Raw genomic sequence first — 15,859 nt, 5'->3', positions numbered from 1 at the left:
ATAATCATGATTCAAGGTCATATTCATTCAGTAGAAAGTCTAGGAACAGTTGATGGTCCAGGCCTACGCTACATCCTATTTTTACAAGGGTGTTTGCTGCGCTGCTTATATTGTCATAATCCTGACACGTGGAAAATAAACACACCCTCAAGAAAAGCATCAGCAAATGAACTTATCCATGAGATCACGCCTTATCTTCCCTACTTTCAAAGTTCCGGTGGTGGCGTAACGGTGAGCGGTGGAGAACCCCTACTCCAAATGCCGTTTATTACAGAGCTATTCAAATTGTGTCATGAACACGGAATCCACACATGTGTCGACACTTCCTTAGGCTGTGCCAATGATACAGAAGCTTTTAAAAATCATTTTGATGCGTTACGTCAACATACTGATTTATTCATGGTCGATATTAAACATATCGATGATGAAAAACACCGGCATTTAACTGGAAAGTCTAACAAAGCCATTTTAAAATTCATTCAATATTTGAATGAACACAATCAACCCATTTGGATCCGCCATGTGCTTGTCCCAGGTCTGACAGACGCCCCCGAAGACTTGCGCAAACTAGGTGAGTTTATCAATTCACTAGATAACGTCGAAAAGTTTGAAATACTTCCTTACCATGAACTCGGCGTGCATAAATGGCAAGCGCTTGGTGTTCCATATCAACTCTCATCTGTTGAGCCCCCTTCAGATGAAGATGTTCAAAAAGCCTATGATCTTATTCAGTTCAAAGGAAAAACAACACAAACATCACTAGTCCAATAGATGCGTTGTTTTTCAATTCATCAACAAGCCTATACCCTACCCACTTGTTGATGTACACAAAATCATGTAAATACTAACATCACTCCTTTAATGATGGCCCGGAAGCATAGCACAATGGTTCCGGGCTTTTTGTAATGGACCATGAGCGTGTGGTGACAGGCATCGATGACCTGCATCTGTGGCTAAGGAAGCCCTCAGTCTACAGTTTCAATGTACATTAAAAATTCTCCCATCGTTCCTTTAATTGAATAAAAAAATGGCCATCAAAATTTATCTACGTGTAAATTTTGATGGCGTTCTCATTATAGGTGGAGGTTTTAGCCTCCGACGATGGTCCATTGAGTGCTTTCAATTCAATGGAGGCGTATTGCGTTAATTATGATTTAGTCTCTTCTGCGGCTAGGAAGCGATAAATATCATTAGAATAGAGTTTTAATACTTTCGTAAAGACAAAGTTAAGGATAAACCCAACGACGCCTGGAATAATAACAAAGACGAGTGCGACTAAAAATATATTCAAGCCTACAGGTCCATCTAACATTTCTATCGCTTTAATCGGTCCGACTAATCCAACAAGTCCAAATCCTGCTGCTTCTTTCGTACCGATAATTCCAATCATTCCTGCGGCAGCACCAGCACACGCCGCTGACAAACCAATAGGGAGCAGCATGATTGGATAGCGAATCACATTAGTCATCATCATCTTCATCGCCCCTAATAAAATCGCAATAGGGACACCAATTTTATTCACTTTCATTGTGCATAGGAAGAGTACGACTCCGGTTGTCGCAACACCTACTGCAGCGGCACCCGCAGCTAACCCGGAAATACCAATGGCCAAACCGACCGCAACCGTTGAGACAGGTGAAACAATAATAAACGAAAATAAAACAGCAATCAAAATACACATCAACACCGGTTGTAACGTCGTAAAGGTATTAATCAATTCACCAATGGCAAGCGTAATCTTACTCACATAGGGAAGTGTAAAAATTCCTATTAATCCAGGAATCCCCCCCACAATAATTGGGAGTAAAATAATTTTCAAACTTCCTAATTTATCTTCTAACCATAAGACTAAAAGTACCGCAATGGCTGCAGTGATCATGGTATTAATCAAATCACCAATCCCTACAATTTGCCATCCTGTTTCTGTCGCTTTAGCCGCCCCAGAACCGACATAAGAGGCCGCGCCGACAATGACCGTCGCAAGTGCTGATAAGTTAAACTGAATCGCAATGAGCACACCGACCATCATCGGGAGCATAAGTTGAATGCCCATGACCACATTAAATAACGTGTTGAAAATATCGGCATATTGTCCTAAATATTTAAACAAACCACCGAGCACGGCATTCGGAATTAATCCCGCTACAATCGCTACCGCAAGACCATTTAACACATTAAAGCTAAAGGTCTTAAATGTCATTTTCTTCTTTGTTGCTTCCATCTACATTCCCCCTCATATTTTATGTATTCGTCTAACGAGACAATCGTGTCAAATTTTGTCTCAGTTCCATACTATCGTGAATGTATACGATGTATTACAAGTAGGTTAAAGTAATTACCATGAAAATTCAATAGTTATTTTGTGAATTTTATCACATTTATGTTTGAAAATAAAAAGTGTGCCTCTACAGACACACTTTGACATATGGTTAACAGTGAAATTAACGTTGAATTTGATTGTTCGGTTTCGCTGAAAATTTACTATGAACACGCATCATTGATTCGATACGATCCTCAGCCAAATGTTCCGCTGCTTGTAATGGTAAAATATTTTGTTCTTTCGCAATATTGAAGATTTTATCCATTTGATCATAAATGCCCTGAACTTTTTTCGTTGCACGTTCACGGTTATAACCATTGAGTTCGTCAGCCACATTGATAACGCCACCACTATTGACGACAAAATCTGGGGCATAAATAATACCGCGTTCTTTCAACATTTGACCATGTGTTTCCTCATCTAAGAGTTGATTATTGGCACTGCCGCAAACCACTTTCACCTTTAACTCAGGTATCGTTTGATTATTTAAAATACCACCTAAGGCACAAGGTGCAAATATATCCGCTTCAACGCGATGTATTTCATCAACATGAACGGCTTTTGCCCCAAAATCATTAACTGCGCGTTGCACTGCTTCTTCATTAATATCAGCCACAATAAGAGAGGCTCCCTCTTCATGTAAAAAGCGACACATATGATAAGCGACATTGCCGACACCTTGTACCGCAACAGTTTTACCTTTTAAACTGTCATTGCCAAAAGCTTCTTTGGCGGTACGTTTCATCGCATAAAAAACACCTAAAGCGGTCATTGGACTTGGGTTACCACTTGAACCATACGATTCACTCACACCACAAACGTGTGGTGTTTCTAAATAAATCATATCCATATCTTCAACCGTTGTCCCGACATCTTCCGCCGTAATATATCGTCCATCTAAGTTATTAATATAGCGGCCAAGCGCTCTAAAAAAGGCTTCAGATTTGTCTTTTTTAGGATCACCAATCACCACTGTTTTGGCACCGCCTAAATTCAAACCTGCTGCCGCATTTTTGTAAGTCATTCCTTTAGCCAAGCGCATCACATCGGTAATCGCTTCCTCTTCTGATGCGTAATTCCAAAAACGGCAACCTCCTAATGCAGGTCCGAGTGTCGTGTCATGAATACAAATGATTGCTTTAAGTCCCGTCGCTTTATCATGACAAAACACTAATTGCTCATAGTCTGCGTGTGCCATTTGTTCAAAAATCATTTCCATTCCTCCTCTGTATGTTACAAGCTTGAGATGTGTTTCCGCCCGTTCCAATCTTAATTATGTACAAAGAATGCTCATCGTACAGCCCCTTATTAAGATTCAAAACGATAGTATGCAAGCGTTTACAATCTCTATTTTTTATCTTATCATACCCTAAGATTAAATTCATTGTTATGTTTTAATGGCAGAATATTGATTCAATTTCACTGTGCTTAAACACACGTTAAAAATAGGCCATTTCCCTGGAGAGATATAGCCCTTTCCCTAATGTTCAATTTCTCACAAACATTTTAAACTAAGCGTAACTTATATTAGTAAAGGAAGCGATAATATGATCGATGCACAATCACACGTAGCCGATGTCGTAACGAAATATCCTAAGACTGCTGATGTTTTCCGCAAGTACGGCATTGATTTTTGTTGCGGGGGCAATGTCTCTATCGAAACGGCTGCAAATCAAGCCAAACGAATCACTTTACCAGAGTTACTCGAAGCATTAGAAGAAGCCAGCCAACTTCAAGGCGAAGGGATTAACCCAAGTTATTTGGATGTGCCTTCGCTTATCCAATACATCCAAGCGCGTTATCACGAAACATTAAAGGAAGAATTTGTACAGCTCACACCGTATGTGACAAAACTCGCACGGGTTCATGGGCCCAATCATCCTTATCTTGTTGAACTAAAAGAAATCTATGATTCATTTAAGTCTGCGATGCTCACACATACCGATGAGGAGGATCAACGTGCTTTTCCAAAATTAATTCAAGCACATCAAGGGGAACAAGTTGAAGACTTAGAAGCAGCTATTCAATCACTCGTGGATGACCATGATGGCGCTGGAGAAAAACTAGAGCACATGCGTCGTTTAACCAACGACTATCAACCTCCAATGGAAGCATGTGGAACTTGGCGTTTAGTTTATAATCGCCTAGCTTCATTAGAAAAAGAAACACATCAACACGTCCACTTAGAAAATCATGTGTTATTCCCTAAAGTTGAAAATCATTCAAATATAGGTTAAGACATAACACTACCTTCAGTTAAAGCACCATCAAAATTTACGCTCAGATAAATTTTGATGGTGCTTTTTAAAATTGCATTTTATACACTTTTGCGATATTGTACGCCAAGCGTTCTAAATGTTGTGGGCCTTCATTTAATGCGGTTTCGAGTGAAATTGGTCCAGGAACAAGTGAAAAGACCGCCTCAATCCCGTAATCATAAACTGCCTCATACCCCTCACCTAACATGCCGGCAACCGCAATCACCGGTTTGTGATAAGATTGTGCCACTTTTGCGATGCCTATAGGCGTTTTTCCATAGATCGTTTGCGCGTCTATTTTCCCTTCACCTGTAATGACTAAATCACAGTTTAAAACGTGATGTTTAAATCGTGTCATTTCCAAGACAATATCGATGCCTGGACGTAACTGAACATTTATTGTTGCTAGAAGTGCAGCCCCTAATCCTCCGGCAGCACCTGCTCCCGGTTCATGCGCAATATATTGATGCAAATCACGTTGAATCACTTCATTGTAATGAACCAGTGCGGATTCAAGGCTTTGAATCTCCTCGGCTAACGCGCCTTTTTGAGGCCCATAAATCATCGTCGCCCCACTTTCACCTAATAAAGGATTATCAACGTCACAAGCAACTTCAAAGGTGATTTCTTTTAACCGTGGGTCGAAATGCGTTAAATCAATCGTTGCTAATTGCGCAAGCGCAGCTCCCCCGAATGGTAAATCTTGACCGTGTTTATCTAATAAACGTCCACCTAACGCTTGAATGAACCCAGCACCCCCATCATTCGTTGCGCTCCCACCAATCCCTAAAATAATATGAGAGACCCCTTGATTCAAAGCATCAATCACAAGTTCGCCTGTTCCAAAAGTGGTGGTCTTTAAAGGATTGCGTTCATCTCTAGCGATAAGTCCTAGTCCTGAAGCTGAGGCCATCTCAATGACAGCCGTCTTCCCCTTGTTCGCAATACTGTATGCGGCTTGAATAGGACGTCCTAAAGGATCTGTGACTATGACCATTCGCCATCGGCCCTGTAACGCATCATGTAAAGATTGTGTCGTCCCTTCGCCACCATCCGCCATTGGGATTTTGATGCATTCGATTTCATTCCCAAAGACCTGGTGAAATCCACTTTCTATCGCATACGCCGCTTCAAGTGCAGTCATACTTTCTTTAAATGAATCCGGTGCTATCAGTAGTCGTTTCATGAAGATCCTCTCCTTTTCTCTACTATAGCACAGAAAAAAACGAACCTGACTCGATTTAGAGTCGGTTCGTCTCTTTGATTAAGCTACTTCCTCTGCGACGTAAATACTACGTGTTAACCATTTTCCTGTTTTTTCATCATAATCATCACACGTAATTAATGTGAGTTGTTGTTTATCTTTATTCATCTCATCCAACACTTGAACGGCATAAGGATCGACATCTTTAATAGAGGTGATTTTATATTTACGTGTCTCTTTGCCGACTTTGAGCGTGACTTCATCCCCTTTTTTTGCCCCATGTAACTTCGTAAATTGATAGTTCATGGAGTAATCTGTATGGCCTGCAAGCGAAATGTTTTGATCTTTCAAAGATTCATTTTCCTCAGCAAAACTCACGCCTCGGTCCAATTGTTCAGGTGTGGCAGGTCCTGGATAGACAGGCTCTTTAATATCGACTGAAGGTACGCTTAACACCCCTACCACTTTAGACTTATCCTTAGAGATGTTTGTGTTTTGAAATGAACTTTTATTCTGAGAAGCTTGGTATTCTTCAATTTTATTGTTATTTTCTTGTTTTGTAAAAAATGCATCCACTTGAGGACGAAAAACTAAGTATAATCCACCAAGTATTAAAATGACACCTAATAATGGCATTAAAATTCGTGATAATCGTTTCATACATCGAACGCCTTTCTAAAAAGTATTGCTTATATTTTACCATATTAAATGAGAAAACAAATCAAATAAAGATTTGCGACATCAACATTTTTATCCTCTTTTCTCTAATATAGCGCACTTAAATGATGTCGGAATTTTTTTAATTTCCACCTAAATTACCTAACGCTCCTAAGTTAAATAAGAGAGACTTACAATTTTATTTTATATGTACTACTCTATCCATGTCTTTAGCCATTATGGCATCTCCTCGTGGATTTAATATAGGTTGGCTGACCAATATTATTCTATTATAAAGAGATGTCTTTTTTACATTAAAACCCTTTCGGAATTCTGTGCGTAGTGTTCGAACACCTTAAAAAAATAAAATAGCCATCAAAATTTATGTTCAGATAAATTTTGATGGCTTTCTCTCTATAGGGAAAGCGATGTCCCCTATATTTGTGCATCTATTATATTTTCACTTAATTCATTATACTGCTTTTTCAGATTCGTCTTTTACTAAAGGATGGTCTGGTCTAACGAAGAACCATAACACAATGGCTAAAACGACTAATACAAGCATAGATAATAACGTTGATGTCCATCCAATACGTTCAGCTAAGACTGCAGCTACAAGTGGACTTACCATTGCACCGACATTCCCCCAAAGGTTCATCCAACCTGAAACAGATCCTGAGAAGTTACGCCCGATGTCTGTCGCTGAAGCCCAGCTCATAACCATAGAAAGACCTACACCTGCTAAACAAAGTGACATCCAGAAAATGTTCATCGCTAATGACTCGGCATACACTGCAAAGACTAAAGAAATACCGAAGACGACAAAGCCTAAAATGGCAATCGTCGCACGAGCAATAAATCTTGATTTGCCTGTGCTTAAAATTTTATCTGAAATTGCGCCACCAACCATGATTAAAATAAACATGAGTAACCAAGGAATACCAGCGAGTTTACTCATCGTCATTGTATCAATCTTGTACGTTTCAATTAGGTATGTTGGATACCAAATTAAGAATAAAGTGATCACAAACTGAACGACAAAATATTGTGCTGCAATCGCATAGAAACTAAATCTTGCGAAGAAACGTCCCCATGGTGCCACTGACTTTTCAGTTTCCACCACATCACGGTTTTCCATGATATAAAGTTTTTCAGCTTCATTAACCATTTTGTGATGTTCTGGTAAATCTTTCGCTATAATTGCCCAAAGAATCGCAATTACAAATCCGACAGCCCCAAAGATGAAAAATACAGCTTGCCAACCAAATGTATTATAGATCGCTACAGTAATAAATGGCGCAAGTACAGGACCAAAATAAGAACCTGCTAATAATGCACTTGAGGCACGTCCTTTTTCTGTTTTAGTAAACCAAAATGTATTAAATACTGCGTTTGATGGATACATTGGTGCTTCCCCAACACCAAATAAGAAACGTGCTGCAAAAAGGACACCATGATTTTTGATGACCCCTGTTAAAATGGTAAATGCACTCCACCATACTAATGCAATGGATAACATTCTCTTAGGTCCAAATTTTTCTGCTAAAAATCCAGACGGAACTTGCATTAATGCATATCCCAATGAGAAGAATGTTGCAAGTAAGGAGAATTGTGTTTTTGATAAATTCAAATCCTCCATCATCGGCGTTGCAATATATGAAATATTCGCACGGTCCATATAAGCAATAACCCCAATTAAGAAAAACATTCCTGCAAACATCCAACGAACTTTAGTTCTTTTTTCACGTTGTTGATTCATGATTTGCCCCCTCTTTTTCATTAGGTCATCAGATGACCTTTTCAGTTAGCTTTTTGAATATACCACATGAAGAAAGCGGTTACAATAAAAAATTTGAATATTTTATGAACAAATTTGAAAAAGTCTAAAAAATTATATTCAAAAACCATTCATCTGAAAAATCATGAATTAACACGTCTATAGAACTCATGGATACTTTAATAGCAAATCAATTTGATGTTTATTTTTCCTGTCCCCGTGCTTGAATATGACGGCCATGAACCATCCAATATAACCCGATACAAAGTACTAAAATAAACGCAGTCACCGCATACATTTTACTGAAACCTACAGACGACGTTAAAAAGCCTAAGGCAAATGGACCAAATCCTAATCCAAAATCGAGACCAATATAAAACGTAGAGGTTGCAATCCCCATTTTGTCTTTGTCGGACACTTTGATGGCTGCAACATTACAAACAGCAGTCATTGAACCGTATCCCACACCTAATAGTGCGCCAGAAATGAGTAAGAGCCATCCTGTTGAAGTCGTCACCACTGCTAAAGTAATTAAGCTGAGACAAAACAAAATGAGTGCAGGGTAAGCGATTTTGTTTTCATTATAACGATCCATAATTTTCCCTACGATAGGACGTGTAATGACTGAAGCAATGGCATAAGCGATGAAATAATAGCTTGCCACTGTAACGAGATTTAGCGTTTCCGCATAAATTTGAATAAAAGATAACACCGAGGCATAACCTAAACCACAAACGAGAATGACACTCGCGATCGGTAAAGCTGGAATAGAAACAAATTGTGAAAGTTTAAATTGCTTGTCCTCTGCCCTTAAGGGTTCCACCGTAAAATCGATATGTAAGGTAAAAGACATGAATAACGCAATAAATGCGATAATGACGCAAAGTACAAATAACACCACCGTCGGATAAATGTGTGACAATAATAAACCGACAAAAGGTCCAACAGCAGCGCCTACCACAAGGCTCAGACTAAATAAGCTGATACCTTCAGCGCGTCTGTCAACAGGTGAGATTAACGCGACAATGGTTCCTGTCGCTGTTGTTGCGATCGCTAAGGCAAAGCCGTTTAATAAGCGTGTCACCATTAAGAAAATAAGTGACCCTTCAAAAAAATAAAGACATTGCGTTAATATAAAAGCGATTAACCCAATGACTAAAATCTTTTTAGGTCCAATAACATTAATAAAACGGCCAATCATAAACCGCCCTAACAGTGAACCGACGATAAATAATCCCATGACTAATCCAGCCAAACTGTCAGAAACATGATATTGATTGACGGTATATTGGGTAATAACAACGATAAGCAAATACATCGTTAAATAGAGTAATAAACTTATGAGAAAATTCACTACATAACTTTTTGTTAAAAGTGGCGTTTTAGAATGCGCCATCCATATTCCCCCCTTCTAAAATTAGTAAGCCTAACTAACTATTGCCGTCTTATTCTAAACCTAAGTGAAATAATTTGCAAATAAGAGATTTTTATGGCAAAGCAAAATTGTAAGAAATCTGAATTCAATTTCCTACACAAATATGATTTAATAGAGTTGGAAGCGCTTAATTTTTTTATACATACATCCAATTCAATTCATAGAAAGATGGGAATCTTTTACTGTATGATTTACAGACATAACTTGAAGCAGAGGTGACACATTGATGCAATCGATTAACGAATCTGAATTAAAAAAGCAATATTTAGACTTACTTGCTGAAAAATTTGATTCAGAAGAAAAAGTAGCAACCGAAATTATTAGTCTTGAATCTATATTAGAATTACCAAAAGGAACGGAACATTTTGTGAGTGATTTGCACGGGGAATTTAATGCCTTTCAACACGTGTTAAGAAACGGCTCTGGGAATGTGCAAGCGAAAATTCATGATATTTTTAACGAGCGTTTAACTGTGGCCGAAATGAATCAACTCACAGCCTTGGTGTATTATCCCGAAGACAAAATCAAATTAATTAAAAATGATTTCCATACAAAATCAGAACGTGATTCGTGGTATGAAGACACGATTCATCGTCTTGTTGAATTGATTAAATATACATCTTCTAAATATACACGTTCAAAATTACGTAAAGCTTTACCTAAACAATACGTGTTTATTATTGAAGAGCTACTCTATAAAAGTAACAAGTACAATAACAAAAACGATTATTACAACAACATCATTAGACAAATTATTAAACTGCATCAAGCCGATAAATTAATTATTAGTTTATCTAATACTATTCAGCGCCTTGTTGTAGATCATCTTCATGTCGTTGGAGATATTTACGACCGTGGACCAGACCCTGATAAAATTATGGATACTTTAATTGACTATCATTCTGTCGATATCCAATGGGGGAATCACGATGTTTTATGGATGGGCGCTTATGCAGGTTCACAAGTCTGTCTTGCGAACTTATTGCGCATTTGTGCACGTTATGACAATTTAGACATTATTGAAGATGCTTATGGGATTAACTTACGTCCTTTGCTCACCTTAGCTGAAAAATATTATGACGATAACCCAGCGTTTCGTCCTAAAAAGCATCCCGAAAAATCGTCATCAGAATTAGAACAACTCCAAATCACTAAAATACATCAAGCAATCGCGATGATTCAGTTCAAACTTGAAGGACCCATTATTAAACGTCGTCCAGAATTTGAGATGGCGAGTCGACTTCTACTCGACCGTGTGAACTACCAAAACCATACTTTAGACATCGGGGGTAAAACATATCAACTCGAAAACACATGTTTTAAAACGATTGATCCCCGTAACCCAACGGCCTTACTTGAAGAAGAAAGAGAAGTCATGGACAAATTAATCGTCTCTTTCCAAGAATCTGAGAAACTCCGTCGTCATATTGATTTCTTAATGAAAAAAGGCAATCTCTACTTGCGTTACAATGGTAATTTATTAATCCATGGTTGTATTCCAGTAGATGAGGATGGCAACATGGAAGGCATGGAAATTGCAGGAACACATTATGCGGGACGCGCATTGATTGATGAATTTGAATATCATGTACGCAAAGCCTACAATGACTTAGATACGCAAGATGATTTATCGACAGATTTAATTTGGTATTTATGGACAGGAAAATATTCTTCCCTTTTCGGTAAACGTGCCATGACGACATTCGAACGTTATTTCATTAGTGATAAAGCCACACATAAAGAAGTCAAAAACCCTTACTATCACCTTCGTGAAGATGAAGAAATGGTTAAGAAAATGTTAGCTGAATTTGAGATGGATCCTGAAACAGGGCGTATTATCAATGGACATACCCCTATCAAAGAACGTGACGGTGAAAATCCTATTAAAGCGAATGGCAAAATGCTTGTAATTGATGGTGGATTTTCTAAAGCCTATCAAAGTACGACAGGTATCGCAGGATATACGTTACTGTACAATTCATTCGGTATGCAACTTGTGGCGCACCAGGAGTTCAACTCAAAAGAAACTGTTTTAAAAACGGGAGAAGATGAGCACTCTATAAGACGTGTCGTTGATGAAGAATTAGAACGTAAACTGATTCGCGATACGAATAAAGGCCTGGAACTCCAAAAAGAAATCGATATGTTAAGAGCATTAATGGCCTATCGATATATGAAAAAATAATCTAATAAGAATAGCCATCCCAATTTATTTTCAGATAAATTGGGATGGCTTTGTAATTTTTGAGGACACTTTGTCATCCCCATGATTCCCCTCTTTTATAAGCTATAGTGTGATTTTTCTCTTTCTTAAAATATAATTGGCAATTTTTATCATATCAGTGTAAAATTTAGTAATGTGAATTTTGAGGTTTCTCATAGTTAAAATTGATATCTCTTGCGTCAAAGAGCGTAAGAAAATCAATAGCATCCTTCAAGCCTATCGACATGTGAAATCACACCCCTTTTATATGTCCGTAGCACTTGAAATGCATTGACTTAAAATCATCAAATATGAATTTACAGCAACGAGCAACTATCTTATAATAATGAAAGCGTTTTCTTTAACGATGACAAATGGAGGGGTTTTTTGTGTTAGAAGTGTTAAATAAAATTAATGCGGTTTTATGGGGTGCACCGAGTTTAATTTTATTAGTGGGTACAGGGTTATTTTTAACATTTGTACTGAAAGGTTTACAATTTAGCAAGTTAGGCCATGCGTTTAAACTTGCATTCGTCCCAAATAAAAAGGATACCGATGAAAGTGAAGGCGATATCAGTAACTTTAAAGCGTTAATGACTTCCCTCGCTGGTATGATTGGTAATGGGAACATTGCAGGTGTGGCAACAGCCGTTACGCTGGGTGGTCCTGGTGCTGTATTTTGGATGTGGGTCGTCGGTTTACTTGGCATGACGACAAAATATGCCGAAGCTTTACTTGCGATGAAATATCGTGATAAAAACCAAATTGGCGAATATATTAGTGGTCCCATGTATTACATAGAAAAAGGATTAGGTCCAAAATTTAAATTTTTAGCCATTGCGTTTGCTATTTTTGGCGCATTTGCTTCTCTAGGTATTGGTAATAGCGTTCAATCTAACACAATTGCAGACGTAATGACGAATAGCTTTAATGTTAATGGCGTTATCACTGGGATTGTATTAGTCATTTTGATTTCTTTCATCATCTTTGGTGGGATTAAACGTATCAGTGATGTCGCAGGATTTTTTGTACCGATGATGGCCATTTTGTATATTGGTGCTTCTATTTTAATCATCGTGCTTAATTACGACAAAATTTTACCTGCCTTTGGTTTAATTTTTGAACACGCCTTCACACCTGTTTCTGCTGCTGGCGGATTCTCAGGTATTATGGTGATGCAAGCTTTACAACACGGCGTTTCAAAAGGAATCTTCTCAAACGAAGCAGGTCTTGGTACGGTGGCTTTAATATCTGGTAACGCGAAAACGAGCCACCCCGTGATTCAAGCCCTTGTCGCAATGACTGGTACTTTTATCGTTACGATTATCGTTTGTACAATGACGGCTCTTGTTTTACTTGTAACGGGCTTTTGGGATCCTTCAGGAGGTCTTCTCTCCGGTGTTAAACACGATCCAAGCCTTGAAGCCGGTGCACTGACAAGTCAAGCCTTTGCGTCTTCACTAGGGATTGTCGGTGAATATGTGGTTTCGTTATCGGTTATTTTCTTTGGATTCTCAACAATTATTGCCTGGTTTGTTTACGGGGCGAAGTGTTTTGAATATTTATTTGGTGTCAAACTCATGATGATTTACGCTGTGATTTATGTCATTGCGACCTTTATTGGTACTGTCGCTGATTTACGTTTAGTATGGGCTTTTGCAGATACAGCGAACGCACTCATGATGATTCCAAACTTAATCGGTATTTTATTCTTATATAAAGTTATTCGCCAAGAAACAGAAGATTACTTCAAACCATCAACAAAACAATTTAATTCATAATTTTGATTAAGAGTTAGAACTATGGATTTCATCTTAAGTGAGTAGGCCATCAAGATTTATCTAAAGATAAATTTTGATGGCTCTTTTAATATAATTAATTAGGTAAAAAATCAATAAGTTATGTTTTATAATATGCACTGATGAACAAATACAATAAATTTGATTGATTCCTAAGCCGAGACTTCTGAGGCATCTAGCCGAAACCGAAAATCCATTTTAAGATTGAGATTAGCTCAATCTTAAACTATGGATTAGCTATTCACGTATGTTCATAGGTGTACTGAATACGTAACTCATTTCATTCGTAACGTCTTCATGCAGAGGTAAGGCGCCTAGAAAAGCGAGGCTTTATGGAACAATCAAATAATTAAAATAGTCTACTTCCCTGCATTGTTTTTTTATCTTTGGCTAGGGTAAACAGACAATGAGGTGATATGAAATGGAACAACAAGCCATTCAAAAAATAAACGAAGTCATTGCACAATCACGCATTGGTGTTTTATCAACGTCTTACCAAGATCAACCGAACAGTCGCTATATGATTTTTTATAATGATGGTTTAGAACTTTATACAAAAACAAGTAAGCAATCTCGCAAATTTGAAGAACTTAAAAACAACCCTAAAACACATGTTTTATTAGGTTATGAAGAACAAAATAATTTACCTTACGTTGAAATCGAAGGCACAATCGAATTGGTTACATCTCAAGAAATCATCGACGAATTGTGGCAATCACAAGACAAAACGTTTTTCGATTCCAAAGAGGATCCTGATTTAGTTGTTTTGCGCATCATTCCTGAAACGATACTGTTACATGATTCTAAAACACAAGGTGCACCGGTTGAAATTGATGTCAGTAACCTTTAATATATAGACCAACACATAATTTATTTTAAAACATAAAGGAGCCTCACTATGATTGAACGATTACAAGAAGTCATGTTATATGTAGATGATCAAGAAAACGCAAAACAATTTTGGACTGAAAAATTAAACTTCAAAGTCATTTCTGACGATGTGGCGAACGATATGCGTGTCATCATATTAAGCCCGACTACCGACGCGCAAACTTCTATCGTCTTACACGATAAAGCAAAAGTAGAAGCGATGGGTATGGGTGTCAATACCGGAACTCCTTCCTTGATGTTTGTCACGCAAGATATTGACCAACTGTACGACGAATTAAAAGCAAAAGGTGTCACAGTCGGTGATAAAGTAGATATGCCAGGAGGCACTATTTTCAATTTTTCAGACGACGAAGGACACTACTTTGCGGTTAGAAGCTAATCCTATTTTGAACGTATATTAAAAGAGAGACGTAAATCTTCAAGATTTTGCGTCTCTCTTTTTTGTGCTTGACCTTGACGTGACGTCAACCTGTACATTTATCATAGAAAGTGAGGTGAACAGGATGTATCAGATTAAAGCATTGGCTAGGAAAACAAATATTTCGACCCGTACATTAAGGTACTACGATCAAATAGGTTTATTAAAAGCACACCGTCACCCGAACTCTGATTATCGCTATTATGATAATGCGCATTTAGACCGGCTTCAACAAATTTTAATTTACAAAGAAATGAATGTACCACTATCACAAATTAAAGCAATATTGGATGAGCCAACGTGTGATTTAAATCAGACATTACACCATCATTTAGAGATGTTATTGAAGCAACAAGAGGAATTAAGTAAAAAAATCCAACACATCAAACGACAATTAGGAGGAACCACTATGACTGTGGAACAACGTTTTGAACATTTTAAACAAACCGAATATAGAAAAAATAAAGCACAATATGAGAATGAATTAAATGAAAAATATGACGCACCGACACTTGAAGCTTTCGACCAACATTATTTAAACCTAGACTACACTACATTTAAAAACGCTGAAGAAGCTGAACGTCAACTTTGCACGGCACTCAAAGATTTGTTAGAAAATCCCGTGTCACTTAAACATGAAAAAGCACACTTTATATTTAATGTTCATCAATCTTGGTTAAAAGCTATGGCCCCTTATTATTCTAAAAATTATCACCTTCAAATGGCCGACCTTTATGTCCATGATGAACGCTTTGCGCAATATTACACTCATCTGGCAGGTGAAGGTGCCCCGGAACTTTTGGCCAAAATCATCTACCATTATGCCTAAACTCCTCGCTTTAAAGCTCGATGAAATTTGTTAGATTTTATCATTTTAAAAGCGCTCAAAATCCATTC

13 protein-coding genes are annotated in these 15,859 nt (G+C 37.8%); 7 read left to right on the top strand and 6 right to left on the bottom strand.

Annotation, left to right across the window (positions count from 1 at the left end; all coding sequences use genetic code 11):
• Positions 1-6 precede the first annotated feature (6 nt).
• Positions 7-771, top strand: a complete 765-nt coding sequence (gene pflA / locus PYW36_RS01975) for a pyruvate formate-lyase-activating protein (protein ID WP_037575170.1) — start codon at positions 7-9, stop codon at positions 769-771.
• Positions 772-1,147: 376 nt separating this feature from the next.
• Here pflA and PYW36_RS01970 read toward each other — a convergent pair whose 3' ends face one another.
• Positions 1,148-2,221 carry a PTS sugar transporter subunit IIC gene (locus tag PYW36_RS01970; RefSeq protein ID WP_103158672.1) on the bottom strand — a complete coding sequence of 358 codons (1,074 nt, stop codon included), beginning with the start codon at positions 2,219-2,221 and terminating at the stop codon, positions 1,148-1,150.
• A gap of 220 nt (positions 2,222-2,441) precedes the next feature.
• Positions 2,442-3,533 (bottom strand): Glu/Leu/Phe/Val family dehydrogenase, encoded by a 1,092-nt coding sequence (locus PYW36_RS01965; protein WP_103158673.1) that lies wholly within the window; start codon positions 3,531-3,533, stop codon positions 2,442-2,444.
• Between the two features lie 334 nt (positions 3,534-3,867).
• Between PYW36_RS01965 and scdA the strand changes: the two genes are divergently transcribed.
• On the top strand, positions 3,868-4,557 hold the full coding sequence (gene scdA, locus PYW36_RS01960; RefSeq protein WP_037575178.1) for an iron-sulfur cluster repair di-iron protein ScdA: 690 nt from the start codon (positions 3,868-3,870) through the stop codon (positions 4,555-4,557).
• 67 nt (positions 4,558-4,624) lie between these two features.
• Here scdA and PYW36_RS01955 read toward each other — a convergent pair whose 3' ends face one another.
• The 4 genes from PYW36_RS01955 to PYW36_RS01940 all read right to left on the bottom strand — a co-directional run bounded on the left by PYW36_RS01955 (position 4,625) and on the right by PYW36_RS01940 (position 9,612).
• Positions 4,625-5,764, bottom strand: coding sequence for a glycerate kinase family protein (locus PYW36_RS01955; RefSeq protein ID WP_103158674.1), 1,140 nt, complete (start codon positions 5,762-5,764; stop codon positions 4,625-4,627).
• Between the two features lie 78 nt (positions 5,765-5,842).
• A complete protein-coding gene (gene srtA / locus PYW36_RS01950; RefSeq protein WP_037575184.1) occupies positions 5,843-6,442 on the bottom strand; it encodes a class A sortase SrtA in 600 nt (199 codons plus the stop codon).
• Positions 6,443-6,911: 469 nt separating this feature from the next.
• Positions 6,912-8,198 (bottom strand): pyruvate MFS transporter, encoded by a 1,287-nt coding sequence (locus PYW36_RS01945; protein ID WP_103158675.1) that lies wholly within the window; start codon positions 8,196-8,198, stop codon positions 6,912-6,914.
• Positions 8,199-8,418: 220 nt separating this feature from the next.
• On the bottom strand, positions 8,419-9,612 hold the full coding sequence (locus PYW36_RS01940; RefSeq protein ID WP_103158676.1) for an MFS transporter: 1,194 nt from the start codon (positions 9,610-9,612) through the stop codon (positions 8,419-8,421).
• 265 nt (positions 9,613-9,877) lie between these two features.
• On the opposite strand from PYW36_RS01940, the gene PYW36_RS01935 reads away from it, so the two are divergent.
• The 5 genes from PYW36_RS01935 (at position 9,878) to PYW36_RS01915 (ending at position 15,791) form a co-directional block, all read left to right on the top strand.
• On the top strand, positions 9,878-11,836 hold the full coding sequence (locus PYW36_RS01935; RefSeq protein WP_037575195.1) for a fructose-bisphosphatase class III: 1,959 nt from the start codon (positions 9,878-9,880) through the stop codon (positions 11,834-11,836).
• Between the two features lie 407 nt (positions 11,837-12,243).
• Positions 12,244-13,635, top strand: coding sequence for an alanine/glycine:cation symporter family protein (locus PYW36_RS01930; protein WP_103158677.1), 1,392 nt, complete (start codon positions 12,244-12,246; stop codon positions 13,633-13,635).
• A gap of 439 nt (positions 13,636-14,074) precedes the next feature.
• The gene (locus PYW36_RS01925; RefSeq protein WP_037575201.1) at positions 14,075-14,503 is read left to right on the top strand and encodes a pyridoxamine 5'-phosphate oxidase family protein; all 429 of its coding nucleotides are present in this window, start codon (positions 14,075-14,077) and stop codon (positions 14,501-14,503) included.
• A 48-nt stretch (positions 14,504-14,551) separates the two neighbouring features.
• Positions 14,552-14,923 (top strand): VOC family protein, encoded by a 372-nt coding sequence (locus PYW36_RS01920; protein ID WP_037575204.1) that lies wholly within the window; start codon positions 14,552-14,554, stop codon positions 14,921-14,923.
• 124 nt (positions 14,924-15,047) lie between these two features.
• Positions 15,048-15,791: a MerR family transcriptional regulator gene (locus PYW36_RS01915; protein WP_037575207.1), complete on the top strand. Its 744-nt coding sequence runs from the start codon at positions 15,048-15,050 to the stop codon at positions 15,789-15,791.
• Positions 15,792-15,859 lie beyond the last annotated feature (68 nt).

The sequence above is a fragment of the Staphylococcus chromogenes genome (assembly GCF_029024625.1).
Taxonomy (GTDB): Bacteria; Bacillota; Bacilli; order Staphylococcales; family Staphylococcaceae; genus Staphylococcus; species Staphylococcus chromogenes.
Note: the sequence above shows the minus strand (reverse complement) of the source record. Positions and strands in the feature narration are given on the sequence as shown.

Excerpts from the sequence above, each read along its gene's own strand:
- pflA (WP_037575170.1), top strand. The coding sequence starts at position 7 with ATGATTCAAGGTCATATTCATTCAGTAGAAAGTCTAGGAACAGTTGAT.
- PYW36_RS01970 (WP_103158672.1), bottom strand. The coding sequence starts at position 2,221 with ATGGAAGCAACAAAGAAGAAAATGACATTTAAGACCTTTAGCTTTAAT.
- PYW36_RS01965 (WP_103158673.1), bottom strand. The coding sequence starts at position 3,533 with ATGATTTTTGAACAAATGGCACACGCAGACTATGAGCAATTAGTGTTT.
- scdA (WP_037575178.1), top strand. The coding sequence starts at position 3,868 with ATGATCGATGCACAATCACACGTAGCCGATGTCGTAACGAAATATCCT.
- PYW36_RS01955 (WP_103158674.1), bottom strand. The coding sequence starts at position 5,764 with ATGAAACGACTACTGATAGCACCGGATTCATTTAAAGAAAGTATGACT.
- srtA (WP_037575184.1), bottom strand. The coding sequence starts at position 6,442 with ATGAAACGATTATCACGAATTTTAATGCCATTATTAGGTGTCATTTTA.
- PYW36_RS01945 (WP_103158675.1), bottom strand. The coding sequence starts at position 8,198 with ATGAATCAACAACGTGAAAAAAGAACTAAAGTTCGTTGGATGTTTGCA.
- PYW36_RS01940 (WP_103158676.1), bottom strand. The coding sequence starts at position 9,612 with ATGGCGCATTCTAAAACGCCACTTTTAACAAAAAGTTATGTAGTGAAT.
- PYW36_RS01935 (WP_037575195.1), top strand. The coding sequence starts at position 9,878 with ATGCAATCGATTAACGAATCTGAATTAAAAAAGCAATATTTAGACTTA.
- PYW36_RS01925 (WP_037575201.1), top strand. The coding sequence starts at position 14,075 with ATGGAACAACAAGCCATTCAAAAAATAAACGAAGTCATTGCACAATCA.
- PYW36_RS01920 (WP_037575204.1), top strand. The coding sequence starts at position 14,552 with ATGATTGAACGATTACAAGAAGTCATGTTATATGTAGATGATCAAGAA.
- PYW36_RS01915 (WP_037575207.1), top strand. The coding sequence starts at position 15,048 with ATGTATCAGATTAAAGCATTGGCTAGGAAAACAAATATTTCGACCCGT.